Source organism: Blastococcus goldschmidtiae (genome assembly GCF_031845325.1).
GTDB classification, from domain to species: Bacteria; Actinomycetota; Actinomycetes; order Mycobacteriales; family Geodermatophilaceae; genus Blastococcus; species Blastococcus goldschmidtiae.
The window spans coordinates 339,301-357,812 of the sequence record NZ_JAVREI010000001.1; the positions used below are offsets into that span (position 1 = coordinate 339,301).

Consider the following 18,512-nt stretch of genomic DNA (forward strand, 5'->3'; position numbering starts at 1 on the left):
CCGAACGGAGGGGCGCTGCAACCGGCGCCGGACATTGTGACCCTGAACCCGACCACGACACCGCCCACGCAGGAGTCGACCGACCCCGCGGGCAGCACCGGAACCGCCGCCGCCGAGGCCGACGCCGCCCACCCCGCGGGCGGCACGGGACCGGCCGACGCCGGATCCGTCCACCCCGCGCTGGCCCAGCCGCCCCGGTCCGCCGCCGACCGCGGTGGCCGCCTGGACACCACCGTGTTCGGCATCGCCGCCGCCGTGGCGCTGGCCTTCGTCGCCTGGGGTTTCCTCTCGCCCTCCGGGCTGGGCAGCGCCAGCGGCAGCGCGCTCACCTGGATCGAAACCAACCTCGGCTGGCTGTTCGTGCTCCTCGCCTCGGCCTTCGTCGTCTTCGTCCTCTGGCTGGCCGCCAGCCGGTACGGGCGGATCCCGCTGGGCCGTGACGACGAGGAGCCGGAGTTCCGGACGGTCTCCTGGATCGCGATGATGTTCAGCGCCGGCATGGGCATCGGGCTGATGTTCTTCGGCGTCAGCGAGCCGCTGACCCACTACGTGTCGCCGCCGCCGCGGACGGTCGATGCCGAGACGCCCGAGGCGATCTCGACGGCGATGGCCACCACGCTGTTCCACTGGAGCTTGCACCCGTGGGCCATCTACGCCGTCGTCGGCCTGGCCATCGCCTACGGCACGTTCCGCAGGGGCCGCCCGCAGCTGATCAGCGCCGCGTTCGCGCCGCTGTTCGGCCGCCGCAGGACCGAGGGCCCGGCGGGCAAGTTCATCGACGTCCTGGCGATCTTCGCCACGCTGTTCGGCTCGGCGGCCTCGCTCGGCCTCGGTGCGCTGCAGATCGGCAGCGGCGTGGAGATCCTCGGCTGGCTCGGCGACACCGGCAACGGCCTGCTGGTGGCGATCATCGCGGTGCTCACCGCCGCATTCGTCGCCTCGGCGGTGTCCGGGGTGGCCAAGGGCATCCAGTGGCTGTCCAACATCAACATGGTGCTGGCCGGCGTGCTGGCGCTGTTCGTCTTCGTCGTCGGCCCGACGGTCCTCATCCTCAACCTCGTGCCGGGGGCCATCGGCGCCTACTTCTCCGACCTGGCCGAGATGGCCGGGCGCACCGAGGCCAGCGGGGGCGACCCCATGGCCGAGTGGCTGCGCGGCTGGACGGTCTTCTACTGGGCCTGGTGGATCAGCTGGACGCCGTTCGTCGGGCTGTTCCTCGCCCGGATCAGCCGCGGCCGCACGATCCGCCAGTTCGTCACCGGTGTGCTGCTCGTGCCCAGCGTGGTCAGCCTGGTCTGGTTCGCGATCTTCGGCGGTGCCGGCATCGCGGCCCAGCGCGACGGCACGGACGTCGCCGGGCAGTCGACCAGCGAGGGGCAGCTCTTCGGCGTCCTGGACACCTACCCGCTGGCGACCGTGATGACGGTGCTGGTCATGCTGCTGGTGGCGATCTTCTTCGTCTCCGGTGCCGACGCCGCCTCGATCGTCATGGGCTCGCTGTCCGAGCGCGGGACGATCGAGCCCACCCGGCGGATCGTGATCTTCTGGGGCGTCGTGATGGGCGCCGTGGCGGCGATCATGCTGCTGGTCGGCGGGGACGAGGCGCTCACCGGCCTGCAGAACCTGACGATCATCGCCGCGCTGCCGTTCGCGCTGGTCATGGTCGGGCTGGCCGTGTCCCTTGCCAAGGACGTGCGCTCGGACCCGATGGTGCTGCGCCGGACCGCCGCGGTCGAGGCCGTGGAGCAGGCCGTGGTGCACGGCATCCGGCACCACGGGGACGACTTCGTGCTGTCGGTGAAGCCGGCGCCCGACACCGACGGGGACGGCGTGCCCGACGTGCCGAGTCCCGTCCGCACCGCCGCCCAGCGGGAACGGGCGTCGGGGACGGCCGGCACGGCCGAGGTCGGCTCCCCGCTGCCCGCGGAGTCGCGCCGCGACGGCGCCTGACGCAGGGAACCGCCGAGATCGCGCGATCTCGGCGGTTCCGCGGGCGCGCACGCTGCCGGGGTCACGTGACCCCGGCAGCCGCTGAGGTCAGGGGGTGACGTCCTCGGCGGCGTCCAGCCAGCCCGCGAGCTCCTCCATGTAGGCGGCCTGCGCGGCGTAGTCCATCCCGATGTACTTCCACGGGTGCACCTGGCCGGCCTGGACGGCGGGCAGCAGGTCGTACGTGGGCTGCTCGGCCATCTGCTCCGGCGGGAGCGCGCCCCGCAGCGAGTACAGCAGGATGTCGCTCGGGTACTGCGGCACGTCCTCCCAGCCGGCGGTCTGCCAGTAGTACCCCTCGCCGCCCGGGTCGACGAACTGGACGCCGAGGTCGGCGTACATCCGCAGCGAGGGTTCGTCCGGGGCCTTGGCCATGTAGAAGCCCTCGTCGGCGTACGCGGCCACGGGGAGCACGGTCAGCCCCGTCGCGGCGGCCTCGGTCAGCGCCTCGCCGGCGGCCTCGAAGTCCTCGCGGGCGGCGCGGACCTCGTCGCCGTCCATGTCCGCGCCCAGGGCCTCGGCCAGCTCGGCGGTGCGCTCGATGACGTCGGCGGCCGAGCCGCGCCAGGCGATCGCGATGATCGGGGCGATCTTGCCGACCTGCTCCTGCTGCTCGAGGGACTCGAAGCCGTACAGGGGCTGGCTCTCGTCGAGGGTGCCCTCCGAGTCGGTCGGGTAGGCCGTCGTGACGATGACGTCGGGGGCGGCGGCCGCGAGCTGCTCGAGGTCGATGTCGCCGTAGCTCTCGCCGAGGATCTCCACGTCGGAGAGATCGCGGCCCTCGAACGCGACGTCGTCGGCGGTGGAGGTCTGACCGAAGGTGGCCACCGGCTCGATGCCGTAGTTCCACAGCGAGGACATGACGTCGTTGATGCCGGCGACGCGGTCGGGCGCCTCGTCCAGCTCGACGGTGGTGCCCAGGTCGTCGGTGAACGACCAGCCCTCGCCGGAGGCGCCGGAGCTCTCGTCGCCGTCGTCGCCACCGGAGCAGGCGCTCAGGCCGAGCACGGTGAGCGCGATCAGGCCGCCGAGCAGGCGGCGGGATGTGCGGTGCAAGGGAGCTCCCTCGGGTCGAGGGATGACGATCATCCCCGTTCGCCGGGAAGGTTAGCCTGCCCTAACTTCCCTGCGGCAGGCGGTTGGCGGACCGAAGGCTGAGGCGGATCAGCGCAGCCGGCGCACCGGGACGACCATCGGCGTGCCCGTCACCGGGTCGGGCACGATGCGCGCCTCGAGGTCGAACACGCCCGCCAGCAGCTCCGGCGTGAGGACCTCGGCCGGCGTCCCCGACGCCACCAGGACGCCGTCCTTCATGGCCACCAGCCGCTGCGCGTAGCGGGCGGCCAGGTTCAGGTCGTGCAGCACGACGGCGACGGTCCGGCCGCGCTCGGCGTGCAACCGCCCGACCAGCTCGAGGACGTCGATCTGGTGCGCCAGGTCGAGGTAGGTCGTGGGCTCGTCCAGCAACAGCAGGTCGGTGCCCTGCGCCAGCGCCATCGAGATCCAGGCCCGCTGGCGCTGGCCGCCGGACAGCTGGTCGACCGGACGCGCGGACAGGGCGGCCATGTCGGTCCAGTCCAGCGCCTCCGCGACCACGGACTCGTCGTCGCGGGACCACTGCCGCACCCAGCTCTGGTGCGGGTGCCGGCCCCGGGCGACGAGGTCGGCGACGGTCAGCCCCTCGGGCGCGATCGGTGACTGGGGGAGCAGGCCCAGGACCTTGGCCACCTCACGGGTCGGCGTCCGCGCGATCGCCCGGCCGTCCAGCAGCACCTGGCCGCCGGTCGGCCGGAGCAACCGGCCCAGCGCCCGCAGCAGGGTGGACTTGCCGCAGCCGTTCGGACCGACGATGGCGGTGAACGACCCCTCGGTCAGCTCGAGGTCCAGGTCGTGGACGACGACGGTGTCGTCGTAGGCGAGGCGGACGCGCTCGGCCGCCAGCCGCACCCGCCCGGGGCGGACGGCGGCCGCGGGCGGGCTCTCGTGCTGCAGGTCGGCCGTCATGGCTGCGTCGTCCTCATGTGAACTGCCGCCTTCCGCGGACCAGGAGCCAGAGCAGGTAGGGCGCGCCGATCACGGCGGTGAGGATGCCGACGGGCAGGTCCTCGGGGAGCGCGGTGCGGGTGACCAGGTCGGCGCCCACCACGAGGACGGCGCCCAGCAGGCCGGAGGCGAGCAACGGGGGCCGGGAGCCGCCGGTGAGCCGGACGGCGACCTGGGGGACGACGAGCGCCACGAAGGTGATCGGCCCGGCGGCGGAGACGGCTGCGGCGGTGAGCGCGACGGCCAGCAGGACTACCACGGTCTGCCCTCCGGCCAGCCGCAGGCCCAGCCCGCGCGCGGTGTCGTCGCCGAACTGCATGACGCCCAGCGCCCGGCCGGTCGCCAGGGCCAGCGGCAGGAGCACGGCCAGCGCGATGGCGAGGGGCACCGCCTGGTCCCAGGTGCGGGCGTTGAGCGACCCGGTGATCCAGACGTAGGCCGCGGCGGCGTCGTAGATCTGGGCGTTGGTGAGCAGCCAGTCGACCAGGGCGGTGCCCATCGACCACAGCGCGATGCCGACGAGCACCAGCCGGTACCCGTCGATGCCGGCCCGCCAGGCGAGCAGGAAGAGCAGGAGGCCCGTGCCCAGGGCGCCGCACAGCGCGGCCAGCGGGACGCCGAAGCCGCCGAGCACGGCCCCGACGGAGCTGCCGCCGCTGAGCACGATCGCGGCCACGGCGCCGACGGAGGCGCCGGTCGTGATGCCGAGGGTGTCCGGGGAGGCCAGCGGGTTGCGGGCGAAGGTCTGGAACAGCGCGCCGGCCACGCCCAGGGCCAGGCCGACGAGCAGCCCGACGACCACCCGCGGCGCCCGCAGCTCCAGCACGATGAAGTTCTGCGGTCCTTCGCCCAGGCCCACGAGGGTGCGCAGGACGTCGGGGAGGGCGATGGGGTAGTCGCCGCGGCCGATGCTGACCGCCGAGACGAGGACCAGCACGACGAGCGCGATCAGCGGGACCAGCAGCTGCCGCCAGCGGAGCACCACCGACACCGGGCCGATGCGGACCGCCGTCCGGCCGCGCGGGCCCATGACCGGCCGCTCGAGGGTCCCGGTCACAGCGCCATCGTCCGGCGGCGGCGCACCAGCGCGACGAAGAACGGTGCGCCGATCAGGGCCAGCACGATGCCGACCTGGAGCTCGCCGGGGCGCGCGAGCACCCGGCCGAGCACGTCGGCGACGAGCAGCAGCGCCGCACCCAGCAGCGCCGAGCAGGGGACCAGCCAGCGGTGGTCCGGGCCGGTGAGGGCGCGCACCACGTGCGGCACGACCAGCCCCACGAACGCGATCGGACCGCAGGCCGCGGTGGCCGCGCCGCACAGCAGCGTGATGGCGGCCAGCCCGACGACGCGGGCCAGCCAGATGCGCTGCCCGAGCCCCCGGGCCACGTCCTCGCCCAGGCCCAGCAGGTTCAGCGCCGGGGCGTTGGCCAGCGCCAGCACCAGCCCGACGGCCATGAACGGCGCGACCTGCCAGGCGACCTCCGCGCCCCGGCCGGCCAGTGCGCCCACCTGCCAGAACCGGAAGGAGTCCAGGGTGTCGGTGTCGCTGACCACGATGGCGCGGACCAGCGCGTAGAGCAGCGCCGAGAGCGCCGCGCCGGCCAGCGCCAGGGTGATCGGCGTGGCCCCGCCCCGGCCGGCCGAGCCGATCGCGTAGACCAGGACGGTGCCGGCCAGCGCGCCGGCGAAGGCGAACCAGACGGTGCCCGGGACCGAGGTGATGTCGAGGAAGGCGATCGCGACGACGACGGCCAGCGAGGCGCCGGCGGTGACGCCGAGCAGGCCGGGATCGCCGAGCGGATTGCGGGTGTGGCCCTGCATGAGGGCGCCGGACATGCCCAGGGCGGCCCCGACCATCAGGCCCAGCAGCGTCCGCGGCACCCGCAGCTGCTGGACGATGACGGCGGCCTCGCTGGTGGGGTCGCTGTCGAACAGGGCGCGCCACACCTCGCCGGGCGCCAGGGACCGGGTGCCGACGGCGACGCTGGCCAGCGCAGCGGCCGCGACCAGCCCGAGCAGCGCCAGCAGCACGAGCAGCCGCCGGGCGCGCGGGCCGCCGGCCGACGGGCGGACGGACGCGCCGTTCCGCACGGGAGCGTCGGCCGTGGTGGTCACGAGCGGCTCCTGGACGACGGCGACGGTTTGCTAAGGCTTACCTTAGCCGCGCGCGTCCCCCGCTGTCCGCCCCGGGCGCTACCGCTTCTGCCGGCGACTGCCGCCGTGCCAGTCCTCCTGCCGCCCGGTCTCCCCCTTCGGCACGCCGAACGCGGGTAGCTGCGGGCGCTCCCGCAGGCTGCGCTTCAGCTCGGCGAAGCCGGGGAAGGCGGCGAGGGCGACCACGTGGTCCCACAGCGCGACGGCGTCCGCCTCGTCGGGCAGCCGGCTGATCACGGGCCCGAAGAACGCGACGCCCTCGGGCGGCTGGAAGTGCAGGATCGGCGTCCCGACGTCCTTGCCGGTGAGCGCGAGGGCCTCGTCGGTCTCGGCCTGGATCTGCTCGTCCCAGGCCGTGTCGTCCAGGGTTCCGGTCAGGTCCGCGGGCAGCCCGAGCCCGGCCAGTACCGGCGTCAGGAAGTCCTCGGTGCCGCGGCGCCCGGCGCCCGGTGCGGCGTCCACCTCGAAGATGCGCTCGCCGAGTGCCTCGTAGAGCGGGCCCACCGCGTCCGGGCCGTGCTCCGCGCGTACCCGGGCGGCCACCCGCAGCAGCCGCAGGCCGTCGGTGTGACCGGCCTCGTACTCGGGCGGGAAGTGGCTGGCGTAGTCGATGTGCGCGTTGAGCAGGCGCAACGAGATGAACCGCCACTCGACGGCGTAGTCGCGCTGCGCGCTCACCTGGCGGACCCACTTGCTGGTCATCCAGGCGAACGGGCAGACCGGGTCGAACCAGAAGCGGAGGTCGGCCATGGCCCGACGGTAGGTGCTCCCGCCCGTCCCCGCCCGTCCCCGCCGGACGTCGTCCGGCCGCGGTCCGGTCAGCCGGGGAGGACGGACTCGATCGCCGCGCGGACCTCGGGGGCGTCGGGGGTGGTCATCGGCCGGAACCGCGCCACGACGTCGCCCTGGCCGTTCACGACCCACTTCTCGAAGTTCCAGGACACGTCGCCGTCCTTCCCGTCCATGTCGGGGGCGGCGGTCAGCTGCTGGAACAGCGGATGGGCGCCCTCGCCGTTGACCTCCACCTTCTCGGTCATCGGGAAGGTGACGCCGTAGGTGGCGGAGCAGAACTCCTCGATCTCCTCGGCGGTGCCGGGCTCCTGGCCCATGAACTGGTTGCACGGCACGCCGACGACGGTGAACCCGCGTGGCGAGAACTCCTCGTGCAGCGCCTCGAGGGCGGTGTACTGCGGGGTCAGGCCGCACTTGCTGGCCACGTTCACCACGAGCGCCGGCCCGCCGCCGGTCAGCTCCCGCAGCGTCGTCGCGCTGCCCTGGAGGGTGGTCACCGGCACGTCGAGGAGGTCGCTCATGACCGGGGAACCCGCGGAGGTGCTCCCGGCATTCCGGCCGGCGAGACAGCTTCTGGCACCGTGTCGTTCCTCCGTGTGCAGCAGGTGGAGGCGGGACCTACCGTGGGAGCCCGAACCGGGAGGTGCCATGGAGTGGGTTCTCGTCGTGCTCGCCGTCGCGGTGGTCGCCGTGGCCACGCTGTACGTGCGCCGGCGGCGGACGCCCGCGAGCTGGACCGACGAGCTGCCCGACGGCCGTCTCGACCAGGACCGCCTCGACGGGCCCGACGCGCGCGGCGCGGTCAACCGGAACAGCTGGATGCTCGGCGGCGGGGGCAGCGGCGGCTGACCGCGGTCAGCCCAGCCCGCTGGCGTCGTCCGGGACGTCGACCGCGTGCTGGCGCAGCGCCTCGATCGGCACGATCTCCAGCGCACGCTGGTTCGTGGCGGCCAGGACGACGCCCGCCGCGGCCCCGGCCTGGTAGGCCTGCAGCCACCGGACGGCGACGACGCACCAGCGGTCGCCGGGCCGCAGTCCGGGGAAGCCGTACTCGGGCCGGGGGGTGGACAGGTCGTTGCCCAGCTCGCGCTGCATCGCGAGGAACTCGGCGGAGACGACGGCGCAGACGGTGTGCGAGCCCAGGTCCTCCGGCCCGGTGGCGCAGTGCCCGTCGCGGTAGAAGCCGGTGACCGGGTCGACGCCGCAGGGTTCCAGGGGCCCGCCCAGCACGTTCCGCTCGTCGGCGGGATCGGGTTGCACGGGGGCTCCTGTCGCCGGGGGCACGCCGTGGCCGGCGCCGTCCCAGGATGGCAGGGTCATGACGTGAGTGACGTCCTGTGGCAGCCGTCCCCCGAGAGCATCCGTGGCACGCGGATCGCGGCGTTCGCGGAGGAGGTGGCGCGGCGGCGGGGGCTCTCCTTCGGCGATCCGGTCGACTACGACGCCCTCTGGCGCTGGTCGGTGGAGCACCTGGACCGGTTCTGGGGCGACCTGGCGCGCTGGACCGGGGTGCTCGACGTGCCCGACGACCGCGTGCTGACCGACCGCCGGATGCCCGGCGCGCAGTGGTTCCCCGGCACGACCGTCAACTATGCCGAGCAGGTCTTCCGGCAGAGCACCGACGCCCACCCGGCGCTGGTCGTCACGGCCGAGGACACCGATCCGGCCGAGATGTCCTGGGCGGAGCTGCGCGGGCAGGTGGGCGCCTTCGCCGCCACGCTCCGCGGGCTCGGCGTGGGCCCCGGCGACCGGGTGGCCGGCTACCTGCCCAACGTGCCGGAGGCGGTGGTCGCGTTCCTCGGCGCGGCGGCGGTCGGCGCGGTGTGGTCGGCCTGCGCGCCGGACTTCGGCACCCGCGCCGTCCTGGACCGGTTCACCCAGATCGAGCCCACCGTGCTCGTCGCCGTCGACGGCTACCGGTTCAACGGACGGGAGTTCGACCGGCGCGACGTCGTCGCCGAGCTGCGGGCCGCGCTGCCCAGCGTGCGGACGACGATCGCCGTCCCCCGGCTGTTCCGGGCAGAGCTGCCCGAGGGTGCGCTGGCCTGGGTCGATGCGGTCGCCGACGGGCAGGAGCCGGTGTTCGAGCCGACCGCCTTCGACCACCCGCTGTGGATCGTCTACTCGTCCGGGACCACCGGGCTGCCCAAGGGAATCGTGCACGGGCACGGCGGGGTGGTGCTGGAGCAGCGCAAGCTGGCCGAGCTGCACATGGACGTCGGCGTCGGCGACCGGTTCTTCTGGTACGCCTCGACCGCCTGGATCATGTGGAACATCGCGACGTCGACGCTGCTCTCGGGCTGCACGCTCGTGGTGCACGACGGCGCACCGGCCTACCCGGCGCCGGACGCCCAGTTCGCCCTGGCCGCGCGCACCGGGATCACCTACCTGGGCACCAGCGCGGGCTACCTGAGCGCCTGCGAGAAGGCAGGTCTGCGGCCGGGGCGCGACCACGACCTCTCCGCACTGCGCGGTGTCGGCTCGACCGGCTCCCCACTACCGGCCGCCGCATTCCGCTGGGTCTACGACGAGGTGGCCGACGACGTGCTGCTCGGTTCCCTGTCCGGCGGCACCGACGTCGCGACCGGCTTCATCGGCGCCTCGCCCCTGCTGCCGGTGACGGCGGGGGAGCTGCAGCGGCCGCTGCTCGGCGTCGCCGCCGCCGCGTGGAACCCGGCGGAGGAGGCGGTGACCGAGGAACTCGGCGAGCTGGTGATCACCGAGCCGATGCCCTCGATGCCGCTGCGGTTCTGGAACGACCCCGATGGCGAGCGCTACCGCGCGGCCTACTTCGAGCCGTGGCCCGCGGTGTGGCGGCACGGCGACTGGATCGAGATCACCGAGCGCGGCACCTGCGTGATCACCGGCCGCTCGGACTCCACGCTCAACCGGGGTGGCGTGCGCATGGGGACCGCCGACATCTACGCCGCCGTCGAGTCGGTGCCCGAGGTGGTGGACTGCGTCGTCCTGGGGGTGGAGCAGGCCGACGGCGGCTACTGGATGCCGCTGTTCGTGCAGCTGGCGCCCGAAGTGGAGCTGTCCGACGAACTCGTCGCGCGGCTGCGGGCGGTGATCCGCGAGCAGGCCTCGCCCCGGCACGTGCCCGACGAGATCCTCGCCGTGCCCGCGGTGCCGCACACCCGGACCGGGAAGCGGCTGGAGGTGCCGCTCAAGCGGCTGTTCCAGGGCGTGGACCCCGCGAAGGCGGTCAACGTGGGAACCGTGGACGACCCGGCTGCCGTCGAGCACTACATCGCCCTGGCGCGGGAGCGCCGCTGATCACGGTCCGGTAACGGTGTCACCCTGGGTGGCCGCGCGGTGACGTCTTAACTGCGTGCATTCCTGGGGGAGACGATGAGCGCAGCCCGCGCCGACTTCGAGGCGTTCGTCGCCGAGCGGTCGACGGCGCTGCTCCGGACGGCGTACCTGCTCACCGGGGACCGCGGCCACGCCGAGGACCTGCTGCAGACCGCCCTGATCAAGACCTACCGGCACTGGGACCGGCTGACCAACCGCGAGGACCCGACGGCGTTCGTCCGCCGGGTGCTCGTCACCACCCACGCGGGCTGGCGCCGGCGGATGCGGATCAGCGAGTTCGTCTCCGAGACCCCGCTGCTGCGCGGGGACGAGCAGCCCGGCATCGACGTCGGCGAGCGGCAGGCGATGGTCGCCGCGCTGGCCCAGCTGCCGCCGCGGATGCGCGCCGTGCTGGTCCTCCGCTACTGGGAGGACCTCTCCGAGGCCGGGACCGCCGAGGTGCTCGGTTGCTCGGTCAACACCGTGAAGACCCACACCACCCGGGGCCTGGCCCGGTTGCGCGAGCTGCTCGCCGCCGACCGGCCCGCCCCTGCCTGCTCCGGGAAGGAGCGCTGAGATGGACATCGAACAGCGACTGCGGATCGGCCTGGCCGACCGGGCGTCGGACATCGACGCGGCCCCCGGCATCCTGGACTCCGTGCTGGCCGGCCACCGCCGGCAGAACCGGCGCCGCGCCGGCCTCCTCGCGGCCGGCGTCTGCGCGGCCGTCGCGGCCGTGGCGATCCCGCTCGTCACCGTCGCCACCGAGTCCGGGAGCACCGGCGGCGGGTCGGACCGGACGGCCGAGCTCGCCGCCTACGAGCCCTATCCTTTCGGCCCGCGCGGCAACCTGGCCGACGACGCGGCCTACGTGGACGGCCTGCTGACGCGCGACTGGTTCGCCTCGCCGGAGTTCCCGGAGCCTCCGCAGGACACCCGGCAGGTGCTCTTCGCCGCCGAGGTGCCCGGCGGAATCCAGGCACTGGTCACCGGCTGGCTCGACGGCGCCCGGGTCGGGCAGTGGCTCCACGGGCCGGCCGGCACGGCGCCCGCGGAGCTGGAACCGTCCAACGAGCCGTACCCGGTGGCCGATGACGAGCCGCTCAGCTTCACCCGGACGCAGGACGGGGTCGGCGCCCTCATCGTCCTCGCCCGTCCCGGTGACACGATCGAGGTCTCGCCGCGCCAGGACATCACCGCGGACGGCTTCATCGTCCAGGCGCCGTACGAAGTCGTCGGGGATGCCGACGGGGTGGCCGTCGTGGACGCCGCCGGGCTCAACCTGATGACCTCTGCCCTGCGCATCACCCGTGGCGGAGTGGTCGTGAGCGAGGGGCCGGCGGGTGGCGGCAGCTCCGGGGGGGGCCGGACGGGCTTCGACCCGTCGACCGCGCTCGCGGGAGCAGTCGGCGAGGTCGATGCCGACCTGGTGCGGTTGCTCGTCGAGGGCGTGCTTGACGAGCTGGGGCTGACCGCCGACCAGGTCACCGCCGACGTGCTGTGGGGCGGGCCCATCGGCAACGGCAATCGGCCCGACGTCGCGGCTGCGGTGCTGACCGTGCAGCTGCCGTCGGGCGCCGTCGTAGCGGTGGGTGGCTACTCCGACACGCAGCAGCCGAACGGGGCGGACGTGCTGACCGGCGGGGGAGCCTGCCTGCGCCAGGTCCTCCCGGCCGGCACGGAGGTGACCTCGGTCGCGATGCGCTGCGACCTCTACAGCCTCGAGGACGGCGCGAACCTGGGCAGTCAGCTCGTCGTCGTCCCGCCCGCCGGCACGACGCAGCTGCGGCTGGTCGGCGTCTCGGGCTCCGTCCTCGACACCCGGCCGGTCGACGGCCCGGCCTGGGTGGGACCGGCGCCGGACGGCCTGGGCTCCGTGGTCGCGCTGGAGGCCGGTGGTGGCGTCCTCGAGGAGATCGCCCTGGGTGCTGTCGAGCAGCTGCGCGACTGACGGGTGCTGCGGGGACCGGCTCAACCGCGGAACGGTCCCCGCAGAGCCGCCCACTGCAGCAGCATGATCGTCTTCGCGTCGGCGATGCGGCCGTCGTCCACCATGGCCAGCGCCTCGCTGAACGGCAGCTCGACGACCTCGATGTCCTCGCCCTCGTCGGCGAGCCCGCCGCCGGCGGACGTGCGGTCGGCCGGGCGGTAGGGGGCGGCGAAGCAGTGGATCCGCTGGGTCATCGCGCCGGGGCTCATGAAGGCGTCGAAGGCATGCTCGACGTCCGCCACGGAGACACCGAGCTCCTCCTCGGCCTCCCGTCGCGCGACCGCCTCCGCCGACTCGCCGTCCAGCGCGCCGGCGGCGACCTCCACCAGCATCCCGTCGGGATGGCCGTTGGCGTAGGCGGCGAACCGGAACTGGCGGCTGAGCAGGACCGTGCCCCGCTCCACGTCGTGCAGCAGCAGTGCGGCGGCGTCGCCCGCGTCGTAGGTGTCGCGCTGCTCGGTCAGCCACGCGCCGTCACGACGCCGCCGGGCCAGGGTGGTCCTCCGCAGCACGTTCCAGCTGCTGGCCAGCAGGTGAACGTCGCGGACGACGACATCGGGATTGCCCGTCAGGTCGCGTCCCGCCCGGTCGAGGCCGGTGCGGCCGCGGGCGTCGGGCACGTCGATGCCGGGCACGCTCATGCGGACATCATCGCCGGTGAGGCTGCACCCGTACCTCCCGCCGCACCACGCGACCTCCCGCCGGTGTGCACCGCGGCGGGACGTCGTGCCGAGCGGCGGGAGGTCGCCGGTGAGGCTGGTCACCTGCGTGGATGACGGCGGCGTGCGGGGGCACGGTGCAGCCACCAAGGTGAACGGAACATCCGCCGTCGAGGAGGGCCGACCGACGATGACGTCGAGCGCCAGCGCCGAAGAGACCGAGACCCTGCAGCCCCCGCCGCCCGCGCTGCTGCCCCCGTGGCACACGCCCGAGCGCGAGGAGCTCCAACTGCAGGCGCGCCGGTTCGCGATGAACGAGGTGCTGCCGCTCGCGAACGAGCTGGATCCGCAGAAGGGCCTCATCCCGGCCTCCCTGCTGTCCCGGCTGGCCGAGCTGGGCTACTTCGGCATCACCGTGCCCGCCGAGCAGGGCGGGCTGGGCCTGGGCGTCTTCGAGTACTGCATGGTCAGCGAGGAGCTGGCCCGCGCCTGGATGTCGACGGCGAGCATCCTGGCCCGCTCCCAGGGCCTGGGGACGGCGGTGCCCGACGCCGACCGGCGCGAGGAGCTGCAGCGGCGCAGCGCCCGCGGCGAGTGGATCGGCGCGATCGCGCTGTCCGAGCCCGACGCCGGCTCCGACCTCGCCGGCGTCTCCACCCGCGCCGTCCTCGAGGGCGACGAGTGGGTCGTGACCGGGCACAAGCGGTGGTGCGGCAACGCCGAGGCGGCCGACTTCATCCAGGTGCTGGTGCGCGAGCGCGAGCCGGAAGAGGGGGAGTCCCGCTCGGCCGGGCTGATCAACCTGCTGCTGGAGAAGGAGCGCGGCTCGTTCCCCGAGGGCCTCTCCGGCTCCCCGATCGACAAGATCGGCTACCACGGCTTCCTGACCTGGGACCTCACCTTCGACGGCGTCCGCATCCCCGAGAACAACATCATCGACGAGGCCAAGGCGGCCCGGGAGGACAGCGGCGAGGAGGGCGAGGCGGCCAAGCAGGCCGGCTTCGCCGAGGCGCAGAAGTTCCTCAACACCGCCCGCGTGCACACCGCCGCCCGCGCCGTCGGCCTCGCCCGCGCCGCGCTGGAGGACTCGATCCTCTACCTCCAGGAGCGCGAGCAGTTCGGCCACCCGATCGGCGACTTCCAGGCGCTGCGGTTCGCCGTCGCCGAGATGGCCGCGCAGATCGAGCAGGCCCGGGCCTTCTACCGGCAGGTCGCCCACCTCATCGACTTGGGCATGCCGGTGGCCAAGGAGGCCTCGATGGTCAAGCTCGAGGCCACCGAGATGTCGGTCCGTGTGACCAACCAGGCCATGCAGCTGCACGGCGGCAACGGCTACACCACCGAGCGCCAGGTCGAGCGGCACTGGCGCGACGCCCGGCTGACCACGATCTTCGAGGGCACCAGCGAGATCCAGAAGCGGATCATCAGCGACCGCCTGCTCCCGCGCTCGCCCCTGAGCTGAATCGTTGCGCGCTGATCCACGTCTCCCACGACCTGGGACGTGGATCAGCGCGCAACCACGCCGTAGCTCGCACGATGATCGCGCTGACGCCGGTGCGGGTAGGGGCGAGCGGTGACGATGACCGCGCACCGCTCCGGATCCGGCCCTCCGCTCGTCCTCGTGCACGGGCTCGGGGGGTCGTGGCGCACCTGGGAACCGGTGCTCGACGGGCTGCGCGCGCACCGCAGCGTCGTCGCCGTCGACCTGCCGGGGTTCGCGGGGGACACCCCGCCCCTGCCCGATCCGTCCATGGCGGCGCTCACCGACGCCCTCCAGGAGTGGCTGCGCGCCGAGGGGCTGGCCGGCGCCTCGCTGGTCGGCAGCTCGCTGGGCGCGAGGATGGTGCTGGAGCTCAGCCGCCGCGGCATCGGTGCGGACAACGTCGCGCTCGATCCGGGGGGCTTCTGGACCGACCGGGAGGCGGCGGTCTTCCGCACCAGCATCGCGGCGTCGGTGGCGCTGCTCCGCCGCATCCGCCCCGCGCTGCCCGCTCTGCTGGGCAACCCGGCCGGCCGCACCGCCCTGCTGGCGCAGTTCTCCGCCCGCCCGTGGGCCCTGGACGGCGACGTGGTCCGCACCGAGCTCGAGGGCTACCTCGACTCGCCGGACTTCGGCGCGGTGCTCGACGACCTGGCCCGCGGGCCGAAGCAGCAGGGTGCACCGGCGGGCACGCTGCCCGGGCGCCTGACCATCGGCTGGGGCCGCCGGGACCGGGTCACCCTCGCCCGGCAGGCGTCCCGGGCCGTCGCGTCGTTCCCGGACGCCGAGCTGCACTGGTTCGCACGGTCCGGCCACTTCCCGCTGTGGGACGAGCCGGCGGAGACCGTGCGGCTGGTCCTGGACCGCACGTCGCGCTGACGGGCCGGGGCGGCCGGTCAGGCCAGCCGGATGGGCATGAGCAGCCGGCCGATCGCCCGCATGCGTTCCTCCACGAGCCGGACCCTCGGCCCTCGACCGGGTCGACGGTCACGCAACCTCACGCATCCAGCCGCAGGACGCGCGCCTCCCAGGGGCGCAGCACCATCGGGTCGTCGTCGGGCAGGTTGCCCAGCACGAGTTCCGCGCCCAGCGCCTCGGGGAGGAGCGTGGCCAGCTCGTAGGACGTGCGGGACAGGTTGCAGACGACGAGCAGCGTGGTGCCCTCCAGCGTGCGGGTGAACGCGTACACGTGGTCGTGCTCGGGCAGCAGCATGGCGAAGTCGCCCAGCGCCACCACCGGGAGCTCGTGGCGCAACGCGATCAGCCGGCGGTAGTGCGCGAGCACCGACGCCGGGTCCTCGCGCTGCGCCGCCGCGTTCCACTCGACGTGGTCGGGGTTCACCGCCAGCCACGGCGTGCCCGTGGTGAACCCGGCGTTCGGGGAGGCGTCCCACTGCACCGGCGTGCGGGCGTTGTCGCGGCTCATCGTCCGCAGCGCGGCCAGCACCTCGGCGGGATCGTGCCCGGCCGACACCGCGTGCACGTGGTGGTTGAGCGACTCGACGTCGGCGAACTCCTCGAGCGAGGTGAACGGGAAGTTGGCCATCCCGATCTCCTGCCCCTGGTAGACGTAGGGCGTCCCGCGGTGCAGGTGCAGCAGGGTGGCCAGGCAGGTCGCCGAGTCGCGCCGGAACTCCGGGGAGTCGTCACCGAAGCGGGAGACCGCCCGCGGCTGGTCGTGGTTGTCCCAGTAGAGGGAGTTCCACCCCACGTCGGCCAGCCCCGCCTGCCAGCGTCCGAAGGAGGCCTTGAGGTCGCGCATCCGCAGGGGGACGTGGCGCCACTTGCTGCCCTCGTGGTCGAGGTTCACGTGCTCGAACTGGAACACCATGTCCACCTCGGCGCGGGCCGGATCGGTGAACAGCCGCGCCTGCTCGATGGTGACCCCGGGCATCTCGCCGACGGTGAGGAACGTTCCGTTCCGTCCGGCGAACACCTCGTGCCGCATCTCCTGCAGGAACTCGTGGATGCGCGGGCCGCAGATGAACGACGCGGAGCCGTCACCCAGCGACGTCCCGGGGATCGGGGGCCCGTCGTGCAGGTGGCCGTCCTCGGCGACGTCCTTGGAGATCATGTTGATGACGTCCATGCGGAAGCCGTCGACCCCGCGGTCGAGCCACCACCGCATCATCTCGTGCACGGCCTGCCGGACCTCGGGGTTCTCCCAGTTGAGGTCGGGCTGCCGGCGGTCGAACAGGTGCAGGTAGTACTCGCCGCTCGCCTCGTCGTAGGTCCAGGTGGGCCCGGAGAACGCCGCCTGCCAGTTGGTCGGCTCGGCGCCGGGGTCGCCGCCGGAGAAGCCTCCGCGCGGCGGCCGCCACCAGTACCAGTCGCGCTTGGGAGACGACCTGCTCGCTCTGCTTTCCTCGAACCAGGGATGGGCGTCGCTGGTGTGGTTGACCACCAGGTCCATCAGCAGCTTCATCCCGCGCGCGTGCAGGGCGGCGATCAGCTCGTCGAGCTGCTCCAGCGAGCCGAACATCGGGTCGACGCCGCGGTAGTCGCTGATGTCGTAGCCGTTGTCGGCCATCGGCGAGGGATAGACCGGCGAGAGCCACAGGACGTCGACGCCCAGGTCGGCCAGGTGGTCCAGACGCTGCAGGATCCCGCCCAGGTCACCGATGCCGTCACCGTCGGAGTCGTGGAACGAGCGCGGATAGACCTGGTAGACGACGGCGCGGGTCCACCAGGGCTGCCGCTCGTCCGCGAGCTGGGAGTCGGTCATCGGCCCAGCCCAGCACGGTGCCCGCCTCCGCGCACCCGCGGGACGACCCGGCGGATGCCGGACCGTCCCGCGGTGCGGTTCAGTGCCAGTCGCTGATTCGCACGTCCCGCGGATCCGGTGCGCCCGTTCCCGTCTCCAGGAGCTCCTTGAGGCTCATCAGGAACGTGGCCCACTTGGTGCTGCAGTGGTGCATGAACTCGACCGGCTCGCGCCAGCCCTCGTGCCGGAACAGCACGATCGTCCAGTCGCCGTCCTGCCGGATGTCCCACTGGACGCTCGTGCCGATCCACTCCTGCGGCCCGTCCACGACATCCCAGCGGACGAGCCGGCCCGGATCGAGCTCGGCGACCTCCATGTCGATTCCGCCCGGACCGAACCGGAACTCGACGACGCCGCCGCGCCCGGTGTCGCCGGTGGTCTTCTCGACCCACCAGCCGGACAGGCCGTCCAGTGTGGTGAGCGCGTCGTACACCCGTTGCGGCGACGAGTGCTCGACGCCGACGCGGTGCAGGATGTCTGCCATCTCCGTGGTCCTCTCTACTGCTCCTTCTCGGTGGATTGCTGTCCGTTCTCGTCCGCGCGATGCTGGATCGTCTCGGCGATGCGCCTGATGCGGTGCAGGCGGGCGTCCCAGGCCGCGCCGACGTCGGCGAGCTGGGCCACGGCCCGGGCGAGCTGTTCGGGGTCGACGCGGAACTGCCGCTCGCGGCCGATGGCGGTGGCGTGCACCAGCCCGACCCGGTCGAGGACGACGAGGTGCTTGGCCACCGCCTGACGCGTCACGGGCAGACGCTCGCTCAGGCTGGTCGCCGTTCCGCCGCCCTCGCTCAGCAGCAGATCGAGCATCCGCCGCCGGGTCGGGTCGCCGACGGCCGACCAGAGGTCGTCGTCCACCATCGCGGTCAGGCGCTCGTCCCGAGGCGCGCGGCGTACGCGGTCAGCCGCGGCAGGTAGAAGTCCCACCCGGTGACGTGGTCGGCGTGCTCGGCGGCGACCTTCGCCTCGTCCCAGCCGCGCTCGCGGAACCCGCTCTCGGTCATCCGCAGCCGCGTCCCGCTCCCGGCCGGCTCGAGCTCGAAGACGACGAGCATCGAGTTGCCGGGCGCGGCGACCTGGCCGTCGGTGTACGTCCAGCGGAAGGAGAACAGCCGCGGGGGGACGGCGTCGACCACGGTGAACTGCACCCAGGTGCCGCCGTCAGCGGGGTCGCCGAAGCAGATCCGTCCCGCTCCACCGGGCACCACCGGGTACTCCGCCTCGTCCGGCCACCACTCGCGCACGTGCTCGGGGTTGCTCACCACGTCGAAGACCACCTCCGGTGAGGCGTCGATGTGGAGCTCCCGCTCGATCGTCCCGTGGTCCATGTCCTGCCGCCCTTCCTGC

19 protein-coding genes are annotated in these 18,512 nt (G+C 73.5%); 7 read left to right on the forward strand and 12 right to left on the reverse strand.

Features of this window, described 5'->3' with window-relative positions; genetic code table 11:
- Positions 1–36: 36 nt before the first annotated feature.
- Entirely contained in the window at positions 37–1,950 is a 1,914-nt protein-coding gene (locus tag RM425_RS01650) for a BCCT family transporter (RefSeq protein WP_311343442.1), read from the forward strand.
- Between the two features lie 87 nt (positions 1,951–2,037).
- On the opposite strand, the gene RM425_RS01655 is transcribed toward RM425_RS01650, so the two are convergent.
- The 6 genes from RM425_RS01655 to RM425_RS01680 form a co-directional block, all read right to left on the reverse strand.
- Positions 2,038–3,045 carry an ABC transporter substrate-binding protein gene (locus RM425_RS01655; protein ID WP_311343443.1) on the reverse strand — a complete coding sequence of 336 codons (1,008 nt, stop codon included), beginning with the start codon at positions 3,043–3,045 and terminating at the stop codon, positions 2,038–2,040.
- Positions 3,046–3,153: 108 nt separating this feature from the next.
- Positions 3,154–3,993, reverse strand: coding sequence for an ABC transporter ATP-binding protein (locus tag RM425_RS01660; RefSeq protein ID WP_311343444.1), 840 nt, complete (start codon positions 3,991–3,993; stop codon positions 3,154–3,156).
- 13 nt (positions 3,994–4,006) lie between these two features.
- Positions 4,007–5,089 carry a FecCD family ABC transporter permease gene (locus RM425_RS01665; RefSeq protein ID WP_311343445.1) on the reverse strand — a complete coding sequence of 361 codons (1,083 nt, stop codon included), beginning with the start codon at positions 5,087–5,089 and terminating at the stop codon, positions 4,007–4,009.
- Positions 5,086–6,147, reverse strand: a complete 1,062-nt coding sequence (locus tag RM425_RS01670; protein WP_311343446.1) for a FecCD family ABC transporter permease — start codon at positions 6,145–6,147, stop codon at positions 5,086–5,088. The genes RM425_RS01665 and RM425_RS01670 overlap by 4 nt, the downstream gene beginning before the upstream one ends.
- A 78-nt stretch (positions 6,148–6,225) precedes the next feature.
- Entirely contained in the window at positions 6,226–6,936 is a 711-nt protein-coding gene (locus RM425_RS01675; protein ID WP_311343447.1) for a mycothiol-dependent nitroreductase Rv2466c family protein, read from the reverse strand.
- Positions 6,937–7,004: 68 nt separating this feature from the next.
- Positions 7,005–7,499, reverse strand: coding sequence for a glutathione peroxidase (locus RM425_RS01680; protein WP_311343448.1), 495 nt, complete (start codon positions 7,497–7,499; stop codon positions 7,005–7,007).
- Positions 7,500–7,626: 127 nt separating this feature from the next.
- Here RM425_RS01680 and RM425_RS01685 point away from each other — a divergent pair, with 127 nt between their 5' ends.
- Complete coding sequence (locus tag RM425_RS01685) at positions 7,627–7,827, forward strand: hypothetical protein (protein WP_311343449.1); 201 nt, start codon at positions 7,627–7,629, stop codon at positions 7,825–7,827.
- 6 nt (positions 7,828–7,833) lie between these two features.
- Here RM425_RS01685 and RM425_RS01690 read toward each other — a convergent pair whose 3' ends face one another.
- Entirely contained in the window at positions 7,834–8,238 is a 405-nt protein-coding gene (locus RM425_RS01690; RefSeq protein ID WP_311343450.1) for a DUF2237 family protein, read from the reverse strand.
- Between the two features lie 63 nt (positions 8,239–8,301).
- Between RM425_RS01690 and RM425_RS01695 the strand changes: the two genes are divergently transcribed.
- The 3 genes from RM425_RS01695 (at position 8,302) to RM425_RS01705 (ending at position 12,226) form a co-directional block, all read left to right on the forward strand.
- Positions 8,302–10,257 carry an acetoacetate--CoA ligase gene (locus RM425_RS01695; protein ID WP_311343451.1) on the forward strand — a complete coding sequence of 652 codons (1,956 nt, stop codon included), beginning with the start codon at positions 8,302–8,304 and terminating at the stop codon, positions 10,255–10,257.
- Positions 10,258–10,332: 75 nt separating this feature from the next.
- Positions 10,333–10,851: a SigE family RNA polymerase sigma factor gene (locus tag RM425_RS01700; protein WP_311343452.1), complete on the forward strand. Its 519-nt coding sequence runs from the start codon at positions 10,333–10,335 to the stop codon at positions 10,849–10,851.
- 1 nt (position 10,852) lies between these two features.
- Entirely contained in the window at positions 10,853–12,226 is a 1,374-nt protein-coding gene (locus RM425_RS01705; protein ID WP_311343453.1) for a hypothetical protein, read from the forward strand.
- Positions 12,227–12,246: 20 nt separating this feature from the next.
- Here the strand turns inward: RM425_RS01705 and RM425_RS01710 are convergent, their stop codons facing one another.
- A complete protein-coding gene (locus RM425_RS01710; RefSeq protein WP_311343454.1) occupies positions 12,247–12,906 on the reverse strand; it encodes an NUDIX domain-containing protein in 660 nt (219 codons plus the stop codon).
- Between the two features lie 109 nt (positions 12,907–13,015).
- Here RM425_RS01710 and RM425_RS01715 point away from each other — a divergent pair, with 109 nt between their 5' ends.
- A complete protein-coding gene (locus RM425_RS01715; RefSeq protein ID WP_311343455.1) occupies positions 13,016–14,386 on the forward strand; it encodes an acyl-CoA dehydrogenase family protein in 1,371 nt (456 codons plus the stop codon).
- A gap of 117 nt (positions 14,387–14,503) precedes the next feature.
- Positions 14,504–15,283 (forward strand): alpha/beta fold hydrolase, encoded by a 780-nt coding sequence (locus RM425_RS01720; RefSeq protein WP_311344018.1) that lies wholly within the window; start codon positions 14,504–14,506, stop codon positions 15,281–15,283.
- Positions 15,284–15,401: 118 nt separating this feature from the next.
- Here RM425_RS01720 and RM425_RS01725 read toward each other — a convergent pair whose 3' ends face one another.
- The 4 genes from RM425_RS01725 to RM425_RS01740 form a co-directional block, all read right to left on the reverse strand.
- Positions 15,402–17,129 (reverse strand): glycoside hydrolase family 13 protein, encoded by a 1,728-nt coding sequence (locus RM425_RS01725; protein ID WP_311343456.1) that lies wholly within the window; start codon positions 17,127–17,129, stop codon positions 15,402–15,404.
- Between the two features lie 79 nt (positions 17,130–17,208).
- Entirely contained in the window at positions 17,209–17,652 is a 444-nt protein-coding gene (locus tag RM425_RS01730) for an SRPBCC family protein (protein WP_311343457.1), read from the reverse strand.
- Positions 17,653–17,666: 14 nt separating this feature from the next.
- The gene (locus RM425_RS01735) at positions 17,667–18,026 is read right to left on the reverse strand and encodes an ArsR/SmtB family transcription factor (RefSeq protein ID WP_311343458.1); all 360 of its coding nucleotides are present in this window, start codon (positions 18,024–18,026) and stop codon (positions 17,667–17,669) included.
- A 5-nt stretch (positions 18,027–18,031) separates the two neighbouring features.
- Entirely contained in the window at positions 18,032–18,493 is a 462-nt protein-coding gene (locus RM425_RS01740; RefSeq protein ID WP_311343459.1) for an SRPBCC domain-containing protein, read from the reverse strand.
- Positions 18,494–18,512: the final 19 nt, after the last annotated feature.

Bases quoted from the DNA above. Each gene is read 5' to 3' on its own strand.
- RM425_RS01660 (WP_311343444.1), bottom strand. From the start codon at position 3,993: ATGACGGCCGACCTGCAGCACGAGAGCCCGCCCGCGGCCGCCGTCCGC.
- RM425_RS01675 (WP_311343447.1), bottom strand. From the start codon at position 6,936: ATGGCCGACCTCCGCTTCTGGTTCGACCCGGTCTGCCCGTTCGCCTGG.
- RM425_RS01680 (WP_311343448.1), bottom strand. From the start codon at position 7,499: ATGAGCGACCTCCTCGACGTGCCGGTGACCACCCTCCAGGGCAGCGCG.
- RM425_RS01685 (WP_311343449.1), top strand. From the start codon at position 7,627: ATGGAGTGGGTTCTCGTCGTGCTCGCCGTCGCGGTGGTCGCCGTGGCC.
- RM425_RS01700 (WP_311343452.1), top strand. From the start codon at position 10,333: ATGAGCGCAGCCCGCGCCGACTTCGAGGCGTTCGTCGCCGAGCGGTCG.
- RM425_RS01705 (WP_311343453.1), top strand. From the start codon at position 10,853: ATGGACATCGAACAGCGACTGCGGATCGGCCTGGCCGACCGGGCGTCG.
- RM425_RS01710 (WP_311343454.1), bottom strand. From the start codon at position 12,906: ATGAGCGTGCCCGGCATCGACGTGCCCGACGCCCGCGGCCGCACCGGC.
- RM425_RS01720 (WP_311344018.1), top strand. From the start codon at position 14,504: ATGACCGCGCACCGCTCCGGATCCGGCCCTCCGCTCGTCCTCGTGCAC.
- RM425_RS01725 (WP_311343456.1), bottom strand. From the start codon at position 17,129: ATGACCGACTCCCAGCTCGCGGACGAGCGGCAGCCCTGGTGGACCCGC.
- RM425_RS01730 (WP_311343457.1), bottom strand. From the start codon at position 17,652: ATGGCAGACATCCTGCACCGCGTCGGCGTCGAGCACTCGTCGCCGCAA.
- RM425_RS01735 (WP_311343458.1), bottom strand. From the start codon at position 18,026: ATGGTGGACGACGACCTCTGGTCGGCCGTCGGCGACCCGACCCGGCGG.
- RM425_RS01740 (WP_311343459.1), bottom strand. From the start codon at position 18,493: ATGGACCACGGGACGATCGAGCGGGAGCTCCACATCGACGCCTCACCG.